Genomic DNA, 17667 nt, shown 5'->3' with positions numbered 1-17667 from the left:
AGTGTCGCCTATGCTTTACGCCATCCTTTGCTATCACGATGAGGACTTCGTCGGCTCCTGGAGCAAGGAGCAGGACGAGGCCGTGATGAAGAAGCTCGCCGTGGTGCAGGAGAAGCTCACCCAACAAGGCCGGCTCGGCCCGGTGGCGCGGCTGTTGCCGACCACGGCGGCGGCGACCTTGCGCAAGGAAGACCCGCCGCTGGTGCTCGACGGCCCCTATGCCGAGACCAAGGAGCAGTTGCTCGGCTTCTACATCGTCGATTGCAAGAATCTCGACGAGGCCCTCGACGTCGCCCGCGATCTCGGCGCCGTCAATCCCGGCGGCGCCTATGAGGTGCGCCCCGTGGGCGTGTTCAGGCCGGGAGGACTTTCGACGTGAGCGAAGCCGACACCGCCTGGATCGAGACTGCGCTGACCTCGGCGCGCCCCCAGGCGGTCGGCGCGCTGCTGCGCTATTTCCGCGACCTCGACACGGCCGAGGAGGCCTTCCAGAACGCGTGCCTGCGCGCGTTGAAGACCTGGCCGCAGAATGGGCCGCCGCGCGATCCGGCCGCCTGGCTGATCATGGTCGGCCGCAACGTCGCCATCGACGAGGTGCGGCGCACGCGCAGGCAGCAGCCGCTCCCTGAGGACGACCAGGCGATCTCCGATCTCGACGACGCCGAGGGGGCGCTCGCCGAGCGGCTCGACGGTTCGCACTACCGCGACGACATCCTGCGGCTGATGTTCATCTGCTGCCATCCGCAATTGCCGGCGACGCAGCAGATCGCGCTGGCGCTGCGCATCGTCTCGGGCCTGACCTTGAAGCAGATCGCGCGCGCCTTCCTGGTCTCGGACGCGGCGATGGAGCAGCGTATCACCCGTGCCAAGGCGAAGGTCGCCGAGGCGGGGACGCCGTTCGAAGCGCCCGGCGCGGTCGAGCGCTCCGAGCGGCTCGCCGGTGTCGCGGCAATGATCTATCTGATCTTCAACGAGGGCTATTCGGCGAGCGGCGACACCGCGGAGATCCGCAAGCCGCTCTGCGAGGAGGCGATCCGGCTGGCACGGCTGCTGCTGCGGCTGTTTCCGAGCGAGCCGGAGATCATGGGGCTCACCGCGCTCATCTTGCTGCAGCATGCACGCAGTGCCGCGCGCTTTGCCGCGGACGGCTCGCTGATCCTGCTGGACGATCAGGACCGTTCGCTGTGGAACGGGACCATGATCGCGGAGGGGCTTGCCTTGATCGACAAGGCGATGCGCCATCGCCGCAGCGGGCCGTACCAGATCCAGGCTGCGATCGCCGCGCTGCATGCCCGCGCGTCCGCACCCGAAGAGACCGACTGGGCGCAGATTGACCTGCTGTACGGCGCGCTCGAGGTCGTGCAGCCCTCGCCGGTGGTCACACTCAACCGCGCGGTCGCGGTCTCCAAGGTGCGGGGGCCGCAAGCCGCGCTCGATTTGATCGAGCCGCTGGCCCCCAAGCTCGCCAATTACTTCCATTTCTACGGCGTACGCGGCGCCTTCCTGATGCAGCTCGGCCGCAACGACGAAGCCCGCATCGCCTTCGATCGCGCCATTGCCCTGGCCAACACATCCGCGGAAGCCGCCCATATCCGCATGCATCTCGATCGCCTGATCCGGGACAGCCAGCCGAAGGCAAAGGAAACTGCGAAGGCGAAATAGGGGCGCCTCGTCATTCCAAGGCGATGCGAAGCATCGGACCCGGAATCTCGAGATTCTCAGGGGCGTAATTGCGCACCGGTCTGGTCCTTCGGATCGTCCCGGAATGACGATCAAAAAACATTCCATCAATTGTCGGCTCCAGCCCTCCCGCTTCGTCCTTTGCCCGTATCCACGGAGCCATCCATGCTGAAAGCCATTGCCATCATCGCCATCGTGCTCGCGGTCGGAATCGCGGGCGTCCTCGTCTTCGCATTGACAAAACCCGACACCTTCCGGGTCGAGCGCAGCCTCGCGGTGAAGGCGCCGGCCGGTGCGATCTACCCGCAGGTTGCCGATTTCCACCGCTGGACCGGCTGGTCCCCCTATGAGAACCGCGATCCCGCCATGAAGCGCAGCTTCGGTGGCCCTGAGGAAGGCAAGGGCGCGACCTATGCCTGGGACGGCAACAACAATGTCGGCGCCGGCCGCATGGAGATCCTCGAGGCGAACGGGCCGTCCAAGCTTCGCATCCAGCTCGATTTCGAGCGGCCTTTCGAAGGTCACAACACCGCCGAGTTCACCTTTGTGCCGCAAGGCGATGCCACTCTGGTCACATGGGCGATGTACGGTCCGGCTCCGTTCATGTCCAAGATCATGCAGGTGTTCATCAACATGGACAGCATGATCGGCAAGGATTTCGAGGCCGGTCTCGGCAGCCTCAAGAAGCTGGCCGAGAAACAATAAACCTCACTGCAAACGAAGAGGAGAGAAACGATGCTCAATGCCTATCTGTTCTATCAGGACAATTGCGAAGCCGCGTTCAACTTCTACGCCAAGGTTCTCGGCGGCAAGATCGATGCGATGATGCGCGCCTCGGACGCACCGCCGGACATGCCCGCCGCGCCCGGCCGCGAGAAGACGATCATGCATGCGCGGATGTCGCTGCCCGACGGCAGCGTGCTGATGGCCTCCGACGCTCCGCCGGAGCATTTTCACAAGCCGCAGGGCTTCTCGATCTCGCTCACGGTCAAGGATCCCGCCGATGGCGAGCGCAAGTTCAACGCGCTCGCCGACGGTGGCAGTGTCACCATGCCGTTCAGCAAGACCTTCTGGGCCAAGGGCTTCGGCATGTGCGTCGACAAGTTCGGCATTCCCTGGATGGTGAACTGTCCGGCGGAAGGCATGTGACGCCAATGTTTGATTGAGTTGGAAAATCCCCTCTCTCCAAATGCTGCGGGAGAGGGGACACAGGGGAGCCGTCACAGGACGCAAGCGTCGTTCCGTCACGCGCCGATCGGCCGATTCCCTTTTACCGGATTGATCCGGTCACCTCCTCGCCTTGCGGCGAGGGTTGCACGCAGCGAGGGCAGATGACGAGTTTGGTGCCGAGCTGCCTGTCGTTCTCCGCTTCAATCTCGTTGTGGACCGCCCACCACGCCTCGGAGTAGGGCCGCAAGGTGCCGAGCACGCGTTCCCGTTCCTGATTTGGATCGCTCGCCGCAGGCGCGGGACTCGCTGCTTGCCGCTTCGCGCTATGAGGGCGGCTCTTGTTGGCGGCGCTCTTGTTGGGGTCTTGGCCCAGGCCATCCCACGCGATCGGACGTCGCTCTTGCGCCGGTGCGACTGCACATCCGAGCAGCGCTGTGCAGAAGGTGAGCAAGATGAAGCCGTGTCGCAGCATGCCGGACCCAAAGTTCGCGCAATGCGCACGCTCCGCACAGGGAACTCGCATCGCGTCGGTGAAATGGAACTTAAGGCAAACGAGTTGGCCGGCATGGCCGCGGAATGAACTCAACGAGTCGCATCACTTTGCGGGAGCAGTGAGGCCGCTTCGTGAAACCGCGCGGACTGCATCGCACAACAATTGACGCAATATTGGGCTGTGATGTGCACGTCAGAATCGCTATTGGTGACTCATAAAATCTAAAAAGCTGGGGTGGACGTCACTCGTGGAAGGGGAGCGACCGATGGCGGCGGCGCTACAGATCAATTTTGCCCTGTGGGGGATGCTTATCTGCGTCAGCATGAAGCTGGGGCCGGTGATCCAGACTCTTTATTGAAGGCAGCCAAGCGTGATGGCGTAGCAGACCCGGTGCGCACATTCGGTGCGAGCACAGGGAACCTGCCGTATGGCCTCGCGCCAGCCAAGCCAAATGCCATTGGTGTGACGCGGTTCACATAACTCGTTCACGTCACATGCGGCGCGGTTGCCACATTCGTCAGCGGCAGCGCGGATAGATCGCGGCGAGATCACGCCCCTTGAGCAGGAGCAGCCGCGAGGTGAGGCCACCGCGGCGGCTGATCCAGTCGCGGACCGGGCCGGGATAGGCGGCAAGCACAGCGACCGATGCTTCCGGCTCGGCATAAAAGCGCCCGCGCCGGTCCACCGAACGTGCTGCGTGGAAGCCCAGCACGGCGCGCTTGGTGACGCAGATGCGTTCCTCCGGCACGATGCTCAGCACCAGCGTGCAGGCAGACAGGCAGGGACCGTCGATCACGACGCGCTCGCCGCTCTCGCGCACCTTCTCGAACAAATCGAGGAACGGTCCGACCTGTCCGCCCGGAGATTGGATGATGCGGATTTCGGCGGCGGCCGGCGAAATCGCAAGAAGTGCCGATGCGAGCATCAGGGCTTTGACGAAAGCGCGTCGCATGGAGCACTCCACAAGCTCGGTTTCGTAAGGGTGGGCAAAGCGCGCCGTGTCCACCAATGTCACGTGGTGGATACGGCGCTCACGCGCCGTTACCTACCTTACAATTTTCGTACCTACCCGTTCCGTCTTTGACCGCGCAGCGTCGGCAGGCCGATCCCGGCCGCATCGAAGCCGCCATCAACGGCCAAAATTTGGCCGGTGATGTAGCTCGCATTTGCCGAGCACAGGAAGTAGATCGCTTCCGCGAGTTCCTCCTCCAGGCCGTAACGGTTGAGCGGGATGGCGTCGTGATAGTCCGCGCGGATCTCCTTGGTGTGCACCTGCTTGGCCATCGCGGTGTCGACCGGCCCCGGCGCGACCGCGTTGACGCGGATGTTGAGAGAGGCGAGCTCGACCGCGAGCTGCTTGGTCAGGTGTGCGAGTCCGGCCTTGCTGGTGCCGTAGGCCGAGCGCAGCGTCGAGGCGCGCACCGCCGAGATCGAGGTGATGTTGACGATGGCGCCGCCATGGCCCTCGCGCATCAAGGGCACGGCCGCCTTGGTGCAGAGGAAGGGGCCGGTGAGATTGACCTCGAGCACGCGGCGCCAATCGGTCTCGGATGTCTCCATCAGCGGTGCGAACACGGCAATGCCGGCATTGTTGACCAGCGCATCCAACCGGCCGAACCGGCGCTCGATCGTCGTCATCGCATCGCTCACGGCAGCTGCGTCGGAGACGTCGCAGGTCAGCGCCAGCGTCACCTCGTTTTGGTCGATCCCGGCGACCGCCCGGCCGAGCAACTCGCCCTCGATGTCGAGCAGCGCCACACGCCAGCCCTCGGCCAGGAACTTCTTCGCGGTCGCAAGTCCGATGCCGCGCGCGGCTCCGGTGACGAGGGCGACTTTTTGCGGGGAGGCGGGCATGGGCGATTCGTCCTGTGTCGAAATGCGGGCGCGCGTGAGCAGCCGCTCCTTTTACTGTGCTTCGGTATCGATGAGGAAGAGCTTATGCCGCTGGAGCGACGCGCGCTCGCTTGAACCGTCCCCTTGCGGTGGCCACTTCTTCAGAGGCCCCCGAAGGAGGACAGGACTAAAAACGGCGGAGACGACGCCCTATGACAGCTCTGCCGAGGCGCGCTGCATGTTGGCCGACATGTCGGAGGTCACGATGCTCTGCTCCTCGACCGCGGCGGCGGTGGAGGCGATGAACTCGTTGACACCGGCGATCGCAACCTTGATCGCGCTGAGCGAGCTCGCGACGTCGCCGGAGATGGTGTTCAGCGCGTCGATCTCGGAGGTGATCGTGTCGGTCGCGCGCTTGGCCTGGCCGGCGAGGTTCTTCACCTCGGAAGCGACCACTGCAAAGCCGCGCCCGGCTTCGCCCGCTCGCGCCGATTCGATCGTGGCGTTGAGTGCGAGCAGGTTGATCTGGCTGGTGATGCCCGAAATCATGTCGACGATGCCGCTCATGGCGTGCGCAGCCGTGGCCAGTTTCTGCGCCTGGGTGTCCGCCGATTCGACCCTCGTTGTCGCGACCTTGGAGGTCTCCCGCGACTTCGCCATGGTCTCGGAGATTTCGCGGATCGAGGCGCTCATCTGCTCGCTGCCGGCGGCAACCGCCTCGATCAGTCCGCGGGCATTGTCGGCCTTCTTGCGGCCGATCGCCTGCGCGGTGATGTCGGTGGCGTATTTCACCACCTTGTAGGGCTTGCCGTTGAGGTCGAAGATCGGATTGTATGACGCCTGGATCCAGATCTCGCGGCCGCCCTTTGCGATCCGCTTGTATTCGGCGGCCTGGTATTCGCCGCGGTTGAGCGTCTCCCAGAACTGGCGGTAGGCGGCCGAGTTCTTCTCGTTTGGCTCGACGAACATCGCGTGGTGCTGGCCCTTGATCTCGGCCAGCGCATAGCCCATCGCCTTCAGGAAGTTCTCGTTGGCGGTGCGGATCGTGCCGTCCATGTTGAACTCGATCACCGCTTGCGATTTCTGAATTGCGGCGAGCTGGCCGTCATTGTCGGCCGCCTTCATCTTCTGCGCGGTGACGTCGGTCGCGAACTTCACAACCTTGAACGGCTTGCCGGTTTCGTCGAGGATCGGATTGTAGGTGGCGATGATCCAGATCTCCTTGCCGCCCTTGCCCAGCCGCTTGTATTCGGCCGCCTCGAACTCGCCGCGGTTCAGCTTGGCCCAGAACGCGGCATAGGCCGCACTCGCGCGGTCCTCGGGCGTCACGAACATGCTGTGATGCTTGCCCTTGATCTCGTCGAGCGAGTAGCCCATCGCGGCAAGGAAATTCTCGTTGGCGGTGACGATGGTGCCGTCCATGTTGAACTCGATCACGGCCTGGGCGCGATTGATCGCGGCGATCTTGCCGGAATCCTCCATGGTCTTGATCTTGTACGCCGTGATGTCGGTGGCGAACTTGATGAAGCTGATGACCTTGCCGTTCTCGTCGCGCAGCGGCGCATAGGAGGCGTGGATCCAGACCTCCTTGCCGCCCTTGCCGAAACGCTTGTATTGCGTGGTCTGGAATTCGCCGCGGTTCAGGCTGGCCCAGAAGTCGCGGTAGCGCGCGCTGTCGCGCTCGGCCGGGCTGACGAAGATGCTGTGATGCTTGCCCTTGATCTCGGCCAGCGTGTAGCCGCTGATCTTGAGCAGGTTCTCATTGGCATCGAGGATGGTGCCGTCGAGACCGAATTCGATCACGGCCTGTGACCGGTCGAGTGCCTCGACCTCCGCGATCGCATGTCTGATCTTCTTGCTCTGGAAATTAAACACGTTGGCTCCGCAATGCTCAGAAACGAATCGGCAATACCGTTATCCCGAACTGAAAGTTGCAGGCTCTTCTTGATCATCTGTAAACCATGCTCAATCCTCCGCCGGTTCCGCAATTCGATGTGCGTCGGTCCAACTCCTTCAACTAACGGGTGTTTTTGATCTGTATGCACGGCGGAGCTCATAACTCGGACCCGCACTTTTACGGAGGCCCAGGCGAAATATTTTTCGCGTCGCGTAACCGCGCACGGCCGGCTGTGTCGGCAGGCTCAGGCGTGAACCGTCTTTATAGGATGTTTGTCTGCGGAGACGATTGATGCCCGACGTCCATGAACGCCTGATCCGAGACCTCTTCGCCGCCTATCTCGCCAACGACCGGCCGCGGGTTGCCGACGCGTTGGCCGACGATTTCCGCTTCACCAGCCCGTTTGACGACGACCTCGACAAGGCGACCTATTTCGAGCGCTGCTGGGGCGACAGCGGCTGGATCGCGCGCCATGACATCGAGCGCATCTTCGTCCGGGGCGAGGAGGCCTTCGTCACTTATCTCTGCCTTGCGACGGATGGCCGGAGTTTTCGCAACACGGAGTTCTTCACCTTCGCATCCGGCAAGATCCGGCGCATTGAGGTCTATTTCGGCGCTGCCCGAAAGGACGGTCGGTTCCTGCCGCAGCCGCGTTGAGGCTCCTCGAAATAATTTCACTCTCGTGTCGGTTCCACGAGGGGCCGTTCGTCTTGAAGGCGAGCGCGACCCGGGCGGCAGCCCGGCAGGACGAACAACGAGGAACTCCATGCGATTCATGATGCTGATGATCCCGCTCGGTTACGAGACCGCGCCGCCGGACGTGCAGCTCGATCCCGAGCGGGTCGCGGCGATGATGCGCTACAATGAGGCGCTGAAGGACGCCGGCGTGTTGATCACGCTCGACGGTCTGCATCCGCCGTCGATGGGCGCGCGGGTTTCGTTTGCGACCGGCGAGCCCATTGTCACCGACGGCCCGTTCGCCGAGGCCAAGGAAGTCCTCGGCGGGTATTGGATGATCGAGGTGGCCTCGCGGGCCGAGGCGATCGCCTGGGCAAAGCGGTGCCCGGCCTCGCCGAACGAAATCATCGAGATCCGGCAGGTGCAGGAGATGGCCGACTTTCCGCCTGACGTGCAGGCCGCTGCCGCCGGTTTTGGCGACCTGAAGACATAGCCCGCATTGGCCGCGACGAGATCGCGGCCGTCATCACGATATCAACAAGGGAGAGACCGATGAGCACCGAACACAGATTCCTCGCCATTTACCTCGGCAGCATGAGTGGCGAGAAGATGAAGGCCTGGCATGCGATGCCCGAGGCGGAGCGGAAGGCAAAGGAGCGCGAGGGCATGGCCGCCTGGCACGGCTGGGTCGAGAAGCACAAGGATGTCATCGTCGAGCTGGGCGGCCCGCTCGGCAAGACCCGCAGGATCGACGGCCGCGGCATCTCCGAGATCAGCAATGCGCTGACCGGCTTCACGGTGGTACGCGCCGCCTCGCAGGAGGAAGCCGCAAAACTGTTCGAGAACCATCCGCATTTTGCCATCTTCCCGGGCGAGGCGATCGAAGTCATGCCCGTGCTGCCGATTCCGCAGATGTAGCTGCGGACGAGGCCCAATTCCGGGCGATGTCGTCGCTCCGGCCCGGCATCGCCGTGGAAGCACGGGGTTAATTACCCCCGATTCCCGCTAGTGACCTTCACCGCCGGCTCATGTAAAAGTCGTTCACATGAGCTGGCGCAAGGAGCAGCGCCGCGCCGAGCGCGGCTATCATCACGGCAATCTGAAGGAAGCACTTCTGCAGGCCGCTCTCGGGCTGATCGCCGAGAAGGGGGCGGCCGGCTTCACCTTCGCCGATGCCGCGCGCATGGCCGGCGTCAGCGCCGCGGCGCCCTATCGGCATTTCCGAGACCGCGACGAGCTGTTGTCCTCGATCGCCCAGCGCGGTTTCGAGCAGTTCGAGGCGCGCCTGACCGCGGCCTGGGACGACGGGCGGCCCGACACGGTCACCGCATTCGAGCGCGTCGGCAGGGCCTATCTTGCTTTCGCCCGTGAGGAGCCCGCCTTCTACAACGCGATGTTCGAGTCCGGTTTGCCGGTCGATGCCAATCCGGCGCTGCAGGCCGCGAGCGAGCGCGCTTTCAACATCATTCGCGCCGCGGCCGAGCGGCTCGCGGCGCTGGCGCCGCCCGGCATGCCCCGACCGCCGGCGATGATGATGGCCCTGCACATCTGGTCGATGGCGCACGGCGTCGCCTCGCTGTTCTCCCGTGGCGACGCCGCGCGACGAAAACTGCCGATGTCGCCGGACGAGTTGCTCGAAGCCGAGGTGTTGATCTATCTGCGCGGTCTCGGCTTCCCGACCGATCGCCGTCCGCCAGCCAAGAGCGCCGAGCCGCCGCCGGTGCCACCGGAGGCGTCCTCCGGTTCAGGCGTGCCGCCCGGCGGCTCGCCAGGCGGTCCTTGGGGCAAGCCGAAATAAAATTACGCAGATCATCACGCGGGCGTGTCTTGCAGCCAGCTTGACAAAATCGCGGGATGGTCTAGCTATGTAAATGTTATTTACATTCACAACGGCTGATGCCGTCATGGAGAAGGAAATGGCCTACACCGCTGATGTCAATCGCTGGCGCGGCCCTTCGGACCAAAACTACGAGCGCCCCCATATGCTCGATACGCCCTGGCATCCCGGCTGGATCGCCGTGACCATCCTCGGCTTCATCATCTGGTGGCCGATCGGACTTGCCCTTCTCTTTTTCACACTCGGGAGCAGAAGAATGTCGTGCTGGAGCCACCAGGATCGCTGGCAGAACAAGATGGAAAAGATGCAGTACAAGATGGACCGCATGCGCGGCCGCATGGAGCGCCGCGGCTTCGGCTTTGGCTTCGGCCCGCCGTCCTCCGGCAATCGCGCCTTCGACGAATACCGCTCTGAGACGCTGCAGCGCCTCGAAGAGGAGCAGGTCGAGTTCAGGAACTTCCTCGATCGTCTGCGTCACGCCAAGGACAAGGAAGAGTTCGACCAGTTCATGGCGCAGCACAAGACGCGTCCGACCCCGCCGCCGACCGATCAGCAGCAGGGCTGACCTTCAAGCCTGACATCTCTCAAAGCCTTCAGGCGCATGCCCCCAAAGTCCTGATGGCCCCGAGCCGCCCGTCTGCGCAACCCGCAGGCGGGCGGTTTGGTTTTGAGGATCTGCTTTCGATTCTCCGCGCGCGAAGAGGAGGGGCGGAGTTCGGACGACATCCGGACGGCGGGTTGTAGTTGCGCGCGACAGCAACCGTAGTCATTGGCCGGGCAACCACCTCTCATGCTGCCGACTGCGGCGATCCGGCTCGCCCCGAAATTGAATCAGCTCTTGCAACCAGAGGGTGCCACGCGTAACCTCGGGGCGTTTCATGCGATGATATTTGGCTGAATATTTCGGGAGTATTTTCGTGCGGATCGTATCGATCGTTCGGAAAGTGGCCCCTCGCTGCTATCCCAATTATCTCAAGGCCTTTGAAGACGGCGACGACATCTTCGACCGCTTCAAGATCAACACACCCCTGCGCATCTCGCACTTCCTCGCCCAGGCGCTCTACGAGACGGGCCGCGGTACGGTCCTGTTCGAGAACCTCAAATACAAGACGGCAGCGCGCCTCCTCGAGATTTTCGGCGTCGGCAATCACACCGCGGCCATCCGCTCCGACGAGGTCGATCAATATCTCAACAATGATCGCGCTCTGGCCGAGCGCGTCTACGGGCTGGGGAATCCAAAGAAGGCGAAGGAGCTCGGCAACACCAAGCCCGGAGACGGGTACAAATATCGCGGCGGCGGCCTGATGCAGACGACGGGCGGCGCCAACTATCTGCGCATGGGCAAACTTGCAGGCGTGGATTTCTACAATGATCCGGACCTGATCGTCGCACCCGAAGCATCTCTCCTTCCCGCGCTTCACGAATGGAACGAGGGAGGACTGAACGCCTACGCGGATCAGAACGATATCCGCACGATCACGCGCATCATCAACGGCGGCTACAACGGCCTCAGCGGTCGCACGGAGCTGTTCGAAACCGTGTGGAGCGCAATCGGCAAGAGCGGCGCCAACCAGGTGGCCTGGAAAGCCGCGGCTACTTCGGATGAAACGCGCGAGCTTCAGGAGGCCCTGAACGATCTTGGCGCCGACCCGGCGCTTGTCGTGGACGGACGATATGGTCCTGCCACCGAGAAGGCCGTCACGTGGTTTCAACGCCAGGCCAAGATACCGGTCGATGGAAATGCCGGCATGGTCACGCTGGCGGCGCTGAAGCTCCGCTTGAACGCGAGGACTGCTTCAGAGCGCGCTTGAGCGCTCGTCGCCTTTGACGTGCGAGCTTCGCCGGAGCTTCGCAGATGGATGTCTCGATATTGAGGGCCGAATTTAGCGAATTTGATCACGCAGAAGGGAAATAGCATGACCGACGGCGAAAAGATGCTGAAGCTGGCCGAGTCCCGCATCGGCGAGAAATACGTCAACGTCTGCGTGCCGAAGAACAACAAGAACTGGCACGGTCCATGGGACTGTGCGGAGTTCATGTCCTGGCTGGTGTATCAGGTCGGCGGATCCCTGTACGGCTGCGTCGACGACAACGGCAATCCCGCAACGGTCGAGGCCTACACCGGCGCCTGGAAGAGCGATTCGCAGAGACTCGGAAAGCGTGTTCCGTGGCAGCAGGCCGCGGCAACGGTCGGAGGCATTCTGCTTCGCTACCCGCCCGGGCCCGGCATGATGGGACACATCGTCGTATGTGACGGCGAGGGAGGCACCGTCGAGGCGATGGGCACGGCCTATGGCGTCCGTCGCGGCAAGGTGTCGGGCCGGAATTGGGATACGGGCGTCTTTCTCCCAAACTTCACATACGGGGAGGCCGGTGAAGATCTCGATGTGGCCGAGCCGACCCAGCTCTATGCGCTCGGGCGCCCGGGCATGAAGGCGTCCGTGGTTCGCGATATTCAGCGCGCCCTGAAGGAGCTGGGGTTCAATCCGGGGCCGATCGGCGGTGAATACAACGACCTGACGGTGGCGGCGGTCGCGGCGTTTCAGGCGACCAAGGGACTCGTCGTCGACGGCCAGGTCGGGCCTCAGACGGCAAAGCGGTTGAAGGTCGAGCTCTAGGGTTGGCGCAGTTCTTTCAGTTGCCGGCGCGTACGACGCACGCGCCGGCAGCAGCACCGGCACCGAGCTGCTTCACCTGAGAAACGGTTCAGCGCACTGTCACGAGCTGCGACCGAACCGAAGCCAGGAAGTGCTCGTAGGCGTGATCCACGATCTCGTTGAGCGATCGCGTCCGCGCGAAGATCGCCTTGGCCTCCGTGAGAAACTCTTCGCGGGTCGGTATCTTCGGCAGATGCAGGTGGGTCAGCGCGTCCACCCCGTCATGCGCACGATTGAGGATGTCGTGCAGCGTCGGCAATTGCTGGGCGAGGTCGGCCCGGTGCAGCGCCGACGAGATCGCGTGCGCGAGAGCCTGTGCATCGAACCGTCCGGCCAGCTCGCGGGCGGCGCGGTTGATCACCCGGGCGCCGAGCGGCTGCTCGTTGCGTAGCACCTGTTCGGGCGGTGCCTTCATGTCCCAGACGATTCCGAACCACGACAGCATTGTCAGGACGTAATAGGTGACGTCGATCTCCCACCAGCGAAAGCCCTGTCGCACGCTGCTCTGGTAGGCGTGATGATTGTTGTGCCAGCCCTCGCCCATGGTGAGGAGCGCGAGCAGCCAGTTGTTGCGGGAATCATCGCCGGTCACATAGCGCTTGCGCCCGTGAACGTGGGCGAGCGAATTGATGCAGAAGGTCGCGTGATAGACCAGCACCGTGCTCCACAGGAAGCCGACCACCAGGCCCGACCATCCCCCAACCAGGAAGCAGAGTCCTGCAAGCACGAAGGCCGGCAGCAGCTCCAGCCGATGCAGCCACAACAGCTCCGGATAGGCCGTGAGATCGCCGACCTTCACGAGGTCGGTCGCATCGTGCTCGCGATAGAAGATCCAGCCGACATGGCTGTACAGGAAGCCGCGTTGACGCGGCGAATGCACGTCCAGCTCGGTGTCGGAATGCAGATGATGGTGGCGATGCTTGGCGGCCCACCACAACACGCTCTTCTGGGCAGTGCTCTGCGCAAGGCAGGCCAGAACGAACTGAAACACCCGGCCGGTGGCAAAAGCCTTATGCGAGAAATAGCGGTGGTAGCCTGCCCCGATGGCAAACATGCGCACGACATACAGTGAAGCGCAGATCGCCAGGGCTTGCCAGGTGACGCCTGTCCAGATGGCGGCAAAGCAGCCGAGATGAACCAGCACGAACGGTATGGCGGAGGGGTACATGACGTCGTCGTGGTGGTCGTCGGCGGGCGCGTTGGGCGACATGTCTTGGCGTGACCTCAGGTAACGGGGATCCGGAATTCGTGTCGGCAGCACTGCGAGCCGCCGGGTACGAAAAACCCGCGGATGGCGGACCACCGCGGGGTTGAACCAGCTGCTTGACGTGGGCGTCCCGGCCAAAGCAGCGTCGGCCGGACATTCGACGGACTATATGGGCGTGGATGCCTGGCATGCAAGCTCGTAGCCTCACGGGGAGCTGCGGCATGGTGCTCGGGTCGCGCGCCGTGCTCGCGGCGTGGCGAGCGGGCTGCCTACGGCCTATATTTCGAGATGTGAAGCAAGTACCCAAGCACCGGAGGCGGCGATGACGCCAGCTGTGACCGCGACGAAAGATCGCCTCTGGCAGAAGATTCGCGACGAGGCGCAGCGTGCGGTTGCATCCGATCCCGTCTTCGGCAGGTCGCTGGCCGAGACCGTCCTCGCGCATGAGAGTCTTGCCGCGGCTCTGGCCGATCTGATCGGGCGCAGGCTTGGCGGCAACCTCGCCGAGCAGGCGCGCTTCGCAGCGTTTGCCCGCAACGCGTTTCACGCCTCGCCGGAACTTATCGAAGCTGCGGGCCGCGACTTGCAGGCCATCGTGCGCAGCGATCCCGCCATCAGCGGCCTGTTGGCGCCGCTGCTGCATTTCAAGGGCTATGTCGCGCTGCAAGCCTGGCGCGTCTCGAACTGGCTCTGGCGCCATGACCAGCGCGATGCCGCGCTCTTGTTTCAGAACGAGGCGTCGAACGTCCTGCAGGTCAGCATTCATCCGGCCGCCAGCATCGGCTCGTCCGTCTATCTCGATCACGCCACGGGCATCGTGATCGGCGCCGATGTCGTGATCGGCGACGAGGTCACGATCCTGCAGAATGTCAGCATCGGCCGCAGCCACGAGCTGCCGCCGCGCTCGCCGCGCATCGGCCGCCATGTCTTCATCGGCGCCGGCGCGACCATTCTGGGCGATATCCGGGTCGGTGACTTCGCCAGGATCGGCGCCGATACAGTCGTGATCTCCGATGTTCCCGGCGGCTGCACCGCGGTCGGAAATCCCGCGCGATTGACCAACTGCCCCGAGCCCGCCTCGGCGGCCTGACACGCCTCCAATGGCGACGTCGCGGTCCCGGTGCCCGTCTGAAAACGTGCGCCCCATAGAACCTCGTCGCGACGAGATCCGACCAAGCCGCAACGGCGGCTTTTTCGCCTGTGCCGACGGGTAGGGCCATGACCATTGCTGAATGCAAGGAGACCAGGCAGCGCATCGCTCTGTTCGCGCGTGCCTCAGATCTGTTCGAGCGGTTCGGGTGCTGGCTGCCGCTCGCGCTTGCATTCCTCAATGGATGGCCGACAGAGGTCAAAACTTATCAGGAGTTCGTAGACGGCGGTGCCTGGCACCTCTTTCTCAGCGGCGCCCTCTATCAACTCGCCGCCTTCGCGCTCAGGCGTGCGGTCTCATTCGCCGAAGCGGGGTCTTGACCCGTGACCCTGCTGCGCGATTTCACCCTCTTCGGTCTGCCCGTGGCGATCGCCGCTGGCGGCTGGCTGTATGCGTTCAGCCTGCGCCGGCGGCGCCGCCTGTAACCCCGGGCCACGTCGCCGCGATTGGCGGAAAGTGATTTTCGGGACAATTTTCCAGGGTGGGGCGTGGTTCCTCGGGTCGAACCGGGACACGGGCCTGGCCTGCCCACCACCCCCAACCGCCTGCGCCGCCTACCTTTCCCGCGGCCTAATTCACCTCTGGTAACCCGGCATTAACCAACGCCGGGCTCTGGTAAGGGCGGACAGTCGCGCCCAAAGCCCGCAGCCGAGCCCCGTCAAGGCCCGGGGCCAAAGGCCCATAGTTTTGACATCTTGGCAGGGAATGCAGACGGCCGCTTTGGATGAGCCCCTGCACCCCAGAAAGACAAGGCTTTGAGCGGGCTTGCCGGCCGCGCCGGTTCTGACGCGGCCCATTGGGGAACCGGCAGCCATTTGCTGGCCGGCACATCGGGTAACGATCGCCTTGAGAGGATACTGCTTATGAATCCGGCCGACGTGGCTCAGTCAGCCCTTCCGGTTGCCGCTTCCGCGGACGTGTCGCTGATCGCGCTGTTCTGGCAGGCTCACTGGATCGTGAAAGCGGTGATGCTGGGACTTCTGTCCTGCTCGGTCTGGGTCTGGGCGATCGCCATCGACAAGATCTTCCTGTTTGCCCGCACCCGCCGCTCGATGGACCGGTTCGAGCAGGCGTTCTGGTCCGGCGAGTCGATCGAGGAGCTCTATCGCACGCTCTCCGCCAAGCCGACGCACTCGATGGCGGCCTGTTTCGTCGCGGCGATGCGCGAGTGGAAGCGCTCGTTCGAGAGCCACGCCCGCTCGGTCGCGGGCCTGCAGATGCGCATCGACAAGGTCATGAACGTCTCGATCGCGCGCGAGGTCGAGCGGCTGGAGCGCCGCCTGCTGGTGCTCGCGACGGTCGGCTCCGCCGGCCCCTTCGTCGGCCTGTTCGGCACGGTCTGGGGCATCATGTCGAGCTTCCAGTCGATCGCGGCGTCGAAAAATACCTCTCTGGCGGTGGTGGCGCCTGGCATCGCGGAGGCGCTGTTTGCGACCGCCGTCGGCCTTATCGCCGCCATTCCTGCCACTATCTTCTACAATAAGTTCACGTCCGAGGTGAACCGGCAGGCCCAGCGGCTGGAGGGCTTCGCTGATGAATTTTCCGCCATTCTGTCGCGTCAGATCGACGAGCGGGGCTGACGGGCGGCATGTATAGTGTGAAGGGCAATTTGGGCACGCGATCATGGCGATGAACGTTGCGAGTTCGTCCGGCGGCGGCGGGCGCCGAGGCCGGCGCAAGCCGGTCGTGGCCGAGATCAACGTCACGCCGATGGTCGACGTGATGCTGGTGCTGCTCATCATCTTCATGGTGTCGGCGCCGATGCTGACGGTCGGCGTGCCGCTCGACCTGCCGCAGACCCGGGCCAAGAGCCTCGAAAACAACGACCAGAAGCCGATCCAGATGTCGGTCGACATCAAGGGCAAGGTGTTCATCAACGATGCCGAGATCGCGATCAACGAACTGATACCCAAGCTGAAGGCGATCACGGACGCGCGCGGCGGGCTCGAGGAGCGCATCTATCTGCGCGCCGACAAGAAGGCGGATTACGGCACGGTGGCCAAGGTGATGGGCCTGCTGTCCGGCGCCGGTTTCAAGAAGCTCGCCCTCGTCACGGAAGCGGATCAGGGGTAAGCCGTGAAGGTGAACGTCGACAAGACACTCGTTGCGTCGATTGCCCTCCACGTCCTCGTGCTGGGATGGGGGCTCGTCACCTTCAGCAGCAAGGCCTACATCGCGCCGGAAGAGTCGCTGCCGGTCGACATCATCTCCACCGATCAGCTCGCCAAGATGATGGCGGGACAGAAGACCGGCAAGAAGGAAGAGCCCAAGCCGAAGGTCGAGAAGATCGCGGAGCCGAAGCCCGAGGAAGACGCGGTCGGCAAGGTCACCGAGAAGAAAGAGCTGATCAAGACCAATTCGCAGCCGGAGCCGCCGCCGAAGCCCGTCGAGAAGCCGGTGGAGAAGAAGCCCGAGCCGCCGAAGCCCGTGGCTGAGGCGAAGCCGAAGGAAGAGCCGAAGCCGCAGGAAAAGAAGCCTGACCCGGCCAAGGAAGATCCGATCGCCGAATTGCAGAAGAAGCTGGAGACGAAGAAGCCGCCGCCGAAGCCCGTGGAGCAGAAGGTCGCGGCGGTGCAGCCGCAGCAGCAGCCGAAGCCCAAGGAACGCAGCTTCGATCCCGCGCAGATCCAGCGCGATCTCGACAAGCGCGCTGCGACCCGGCACGAGCAGACCGGCTCGGCGCTGAATGCGTCAGCCTCGCTGGGGGCAGCGACAGGGACTTCCGCCAACAACGTTGCGACCTGGCAAGGCGCCTTCCAGGGCGCCGTCAAGCGCTGCTTCACGCCGACCTATAATGGGCAGGACGCCAATCTCTACGAAGCCGACATCGACATTCCCATGAAGGTCGATGGCTCGCTCGCCTCCGAGCCCATCATCGTCGCGGTGCGAGGGCCCTCGCGGTCGATCGCCCAGGCGGTCGCCGAGAGCGCCAAGCGCGCCATCGTGCAGTGCCAGGTCTATTCGTTCCTGCCGAAGCAGCAGTACGACAGCTGGAAGCTCATCCCGATGACTTTCGGCCTGAAAGATATGTTGTGACATCCGAACAAAAGAATTTTGCAATGAAT

General features: G+C 63.7%; 21 protein-coding genes. 16 read left to right on the top strand and 5 right to left on the bottom strand.

Going from position 1 to position 17667, the window contains the following annotated elements; genetic code table 11:
- The first annotated feature begins 10 nt into the window (after positions 1–10).
- The 4 genes from AC0WRY_RS30120 to AC0WRY_RS30105 all read left to right on the top strand — a co-directional run bounded on the left by AC0WRY_RS30120 (position 11) and on the right by AC0WRY_RS30105 (position 2829).
- Positions 11–379, top strand: a complete 369-nt coding sequence (locus AC0WRY_RS30120; RefSeq protein WP_194404359.1) for a YciI family protein — start codon at positions 11–13, stop codon at positions 377–379.
- Positions 376–1662, top strand: coding sequence for an RNA polymerase sigma factor (locus tag AC0WRY_RS30115; protein ID WP_491122177.1), 1287 nt, complete (start codon positions 376–378; stop codon positions 1660–1662). Before AC0WRY_RS30120 ends, AC0WRY_RS30115 begins: the two co-directional genes overlap by 4 nt.
- A gap of 183 nt (positions 1663–1845) precedes the next feature.
- The gene (locus AC0WRY_RS30110) at positions 1846–2385 is read left to right on the top strand and encodes an SRPBCC family protein (RefSeq protein ID WP_483071134.1); all 540 of its coding nucleotides are present in this window, start codon (positions 1846–1848) and stop codon (positions 2383–2385) included.
- Positions 2386–2415: 30 nt separating this feature from the next.
- Positions 2416–2829: a VOC family protein gene (locus AC0WRY_RS30105; protein ID WP_491122176.1), complete on the top strand. Its 414-nt coding sequence runs from the start codon at positions 2416–2418 to the stop codon at positions 2827–2829.
- 121 nt (positions 2830–2950) lie between these two features.
- Here AC0WRY_RS30105 and AC0WRY_RS30100 read toward each other — a convergent pair whose 3' ends face one another.
- The 4 genes from AC0WRY_RS30100 to AC0WRY_RS30085 all read right to left on the bottom strand — a co-directional run bounded on the left by AC0WRY_RS30100 (position 2951) and on the right by AC0WRY_RS30085 (position 7051).
- A complete protein-coding gene (locus AC0WRY_RS30100) occupies positions 2951–3322 on the bottom strand; it encodes a hypothetical protein (protein WP_491123517.1) in 372 nt (123 codons plus the stop codon).
- Between the two features lie 538 nt (positions 3323–3860).
- Positions 3861–4295, bottom strand: a complete 435-nt coding sequence (locus AC0WRY_RS30095; protein ID WP_212067419.1) for a hypothetical protein — start codon at positions 4293–4295, stop codon at positions 3861–3863.
- 113 nt (positions 4296–4408) lie between these two features.
- Complete coding sequence (locus AC0WRY_RS30090) at positions 4409–5197, bottom strand: SDR family NAD(P)-dependent oxidoreductase (protein WP_211415953.1); 789 nt, start codon at positions 5195–5197, stop codon at positions 4409–4411.
- 189 nt (positions 5198–5386) lie between these two features.
- On the bottom strand, positions 5387–7051 hold the full coding sequence (locus AC0WRY_RS30085; RefSeq protein WP_491122175.1) for a methyl-accepting chemotaxis protein: 1665 nt from the start codon (positions 7049–7051) through the stop codon (positions 5387–5389).
- A 313-nt stretch (positions 7052–7364) separates the two neighbouring features.
- On the opposite strand from AC0WRY_RS30085, the gene AC0WRY_RS30080 reads away from it, so the two are divergent.
- The 7 genes from AC0WRY_RS30080 (at position 7365) to AC0WRY_RS30050 (ending at position 12206) form a co-directional block, all read left to right on the top strand.
- The gene (locus AC0WRY_RS30080) at positions 7365–7730 is read left to right on the top strand and encodes a nuclear transport factor 2 family protein (RefSeq protein WP_491122174.1); all 366 of its coding nucleotides are present in this window, start codon (positions 7365–7367) and stop codon (positions 7728–7730) included.
- Between the two features lie 109 nt (positions 7731–7839).
- A complete protein-coding gene (locus AC0WRY_RS30075; RefSeq protein ID WP_212067415.1) occupies positions 7840–8244 on the top strand; it encodes a YciI family protein in 405 nt (134 codons plus the stop codon).
- A gap of 59 nt (positions 8245–8303) precedes the next feature.
- Positions 8304–8669 (top strand): YciI family protein, encoded by a 366-nt coding sequence (locus tag AC0WRY_RS30070; RefSeq protein ID WP_211415955.1) that lies wholly within the window; start codon positions 8304–8306, stop codon positions 8667–8669.
- Positions 8670–8796: 127 nt separating this feature from the next.
- The gene (locus AC0WRY_RS30065; RefSeq protein ID WP_259216395.1) at positions 8797–9549 is read left to right on the top strand and encodes a TetR/AcrR family transcriptional regulator; all 753 of its coding nucleotides are present in this window, start codon (positions 8797–8799) and stop codon (positions 9547–9549) included.
- A gap of 118 nt (positions 9550–9667) precedes the next feature.
- Positions 9668–10153, top strand: coding sequence for a DUF2852 domain-containing protein (locus AC0WRY_RS30060; protein WP_194404347.1), 486 nt, complete (start codon positions 9668–9670; stop codon positions 10151–10153).
- 352 nt (positions 10154–10505) lie between these two features.
- Positions 10506–11399, top strand: a complete 894-nt coding sequence (locus AC0WRY_RS30055; RefSeq protein WP_285807927.1) for a peptidoglycan-binding protein — start codon at positions 10506–10508, stop codon at positions 11397–11399.
- A gap of 105 nt (positions 11400–11504) precedes the next feature.
- On the top strand, positions 11505–12206 hold the full coding sequence (locus AC0WRY_RS30050; RefSeq protein WP_491122173.1) for a peptidoglycan-binding domain-containing protein: 702 nt from the start codon (positions 11505–11507) through the stop codon (positions 12204–12206).
- Positions 12207–12294: 88 nt separating this feature from the next.
- On the opposite strand, the gene AC0WRY_RS30045 is transcribed toward AC0WRY_RS30050, so the two are convergent.
- The gene (locus AC0WRY_RS30045; protein ID WP_491122172.1) at positions 12295–13455 is read right to left on the bottom strand and encodes an acyl-CoA desaturase; all 1161 of its coding nucleotides are present in this window, start codon (positions 13453–13455) and stop codon (positions 12295–12297) included.
- A gap of 319 nt (positions 13456–13774) precedes the next feature.
- Here AC0WRY_RS30045 and AC0WRY_RS30040 point away from each other — a divergent pair, with 319 nt between their 5' ends.
- The 5 genes from AC0WRY_RS30040 (at position 13775) to AC0WRY_RS30020 (ending at position 17638) form a co-directional block, all read left to right on the top strand.
- Positions 13775–14542 carry a serine acetyltransferase domain-containing protein gene (locus tag AC0WRY_RS30040; protein WP_491122171.1) on the top strand — a complete coding sequence of 256 codons (768 nt, stop codon included), beginning with the start codon at positions 13775–13777 and terminating at the stop codon, positions 14540–14542.
- Positions 14543–14670: 128 nt separating this feature from the next.
- The gene (locus AC0WRY_RS30035) at positions 14671–14922 is read left to right on the top strand and encodes a hypothetical protein (protein ID WP_491122170.1); all 252 of its coding nucleotides are present in this window, start codon (positions 14671–14673) and stop codon (positions 14920–14922) included.
- A gap of 543 nt (positions 14923–15465) precedes the next feature.
- Positions 15466–16182 carry a protein TolQ gene (gene tolQ / locus AC0WRY_RS30030; RefSeq protein WP_018641591.1) on the top strand — a complete coding sequence of 239 codons (717 nt, stop codon included), beginning with the start codon at positions 15466–15468 and terminating at the stop codon, positions 16180–16182.
- 43 nt (positions 16183–16225) lie between these two features.
- Positions 16226–16675 (top strand): protein TolR, encoded by a 450-nt coding sequence (gene tolR, locus AC0WRY_RS30025; RefSeq protein ID WP_212067408.1) that lies wholly within the window; start codon positions 16226–16228, stop codon positions 16673–16675.
- A 3-nt stretch (positions 16676–16678) separates the two neighbouring features.
- Entirely contained in the window at positions 16679–17638 is a 960-nt protein-coding gene (locus AC0WRY_RS30020) for a protein TolA (RefSeq protein WP_211415961.1), read from the top strand.
- Positions 17639–17667: the final 29 nt, after the last annotated feature.

This window comes from Bradyrhizobium sp. T-12, from assembly GCF_058314695.1.
Note: the sequence above shows the minus strand (reverse complement) of the source record. Positions and strands in the feature narration are given on the sequence as shown.

What these genes read in the sequence shown, in the direction of transcription:
- AC0WRY_RS30120 (WP_194404359.1), top strand. Translation starts at nt 11, where the DNA reads ATGCTTTACGCCATCCTTTGCTATCACGATGAGGACTTCGTCGGCTCC.
- AC0WRY_RS30110 (WP_483071134.1), top strand. Translation starts at nt 1,846, where the DNA reads ATGCTGAAAGCCATTGCCATCATCGCCATCGTGCTCGCGGTCGGAATC.
- AC0WRY_RS30105 (WP_491122176.1), top strand. Translation starts at nt 2,416, where the DNA reads ATGCTCAATGCCTATCTGTTCTATCAGGACAATTGCGAAGCCGCGTTC.
- AC0WRY_RS30100 (WP_491123517.1), bottom strand. Translation starts at nt 3,322, where the DNA reads ATGCTGCGACACGGCTTCATCTTGCTCACCTTCTGCACAGCGCTGCTC.
- AC0WRY_RS30095 (WP_212067419.1), bottom strand. Translation starts at nt 4,295, where the DNA reads ATGCGACGCGCTTTCGTCAAAGCCCTGATGCTCGCATCGGCACTTCTT.
- AC0WRY_RS30090 (WP_211415953.1), bottom strand. Translation starts at nt 5,197, where the DNA reads ATGCCCGCCTCCCCGCAAAAAGTCGCCCTCGTCACCGGAGCCGCGCGC.
- AC0WRY_RS30080 (WP_491122174.1), top strand. Translation starts at nt 7,365, where the DNA reads ATGCCCGACGTCCATGAACGCCTGATCCGAGACCTCTTCGCCGCCTAT.
- AC0WRY_RS30075 (WP_212067415.1), top strand. Translation starts at nt 7,840, where the DNA reads ATGCGATTCATGATGCTGATGATCCCGCTCGGTTACGAGACCGCGCCG.
- AC0WRY_RS30070 (WP_211415955.1), top strand. Translation starts at nt 8,304, where the DNA reads ATGAGCACCGAACACAGATTCCTCGCCATTTACCTCGGCAGCATGAGT.
- AC0WRY_RS30065 (WP_259216395.1), top strand. Translation starts at nt 8,797, where the DNA reads ATGAGCTGGCGCAAGGAGCAGCGCCGCGCCGAGCGCGGCTATCATCAC.
- AC0WRY_RS30060 (WP_194404347.1), top strand. Translation starts at nt 9,668, where the DNA reads ATGGCCTACACCGCTGATGTCAATCGCTGGCGCGGCCCTTCGGACCAA.
- AC0WRY_RS30050 (WP_491122173.1), top strand. Translation starts at nt 11,505, where the DNA reads ATGACCGACGGCGAAAAGATGCTGAAGCTGGCCGAGTCCCGCATCGGC.
- AC0WRY_RS30045 (WP_491122172.1), bottom strand. Translation starts at nt 13,455, where the DNA reads ATGTCGCCCAACGCGCCCGCCGACGACCACCACGACGACGTCATGTAC.
- AC0WRY_RS30040 (WP_491122171.1), top strand. Translation starts at nt 13,775, where the DNA reads ATGACGCCAGCTGTGACCGCGACGAAAGATCGCCTCTGGCAGAAGATT.
- AC0WRY_RS30035 (WP_491122170.1), top strand. Translation starts at nt 14,671, where the DNA reads ATGACCATTGCTGAATGCAAGGAGACCAGGCAGCGCATCGCTCTGTTC.
- tolQ (WP_018641591.1), top strand. Translation starts at nt 15,466, where the DNA reads ATGAATCCGGCCGACGTGGCTCAGTCAGCCCTTCCGGTTGCCGCTTCC.
- tolR (WP_212067408.1), top strand. Translation starts at nt 16,226, where the DNA reads ATGGCGATGAACGTTGCGAGTTCGTCCGGCGGCGGCGGGCGCCGAGGC.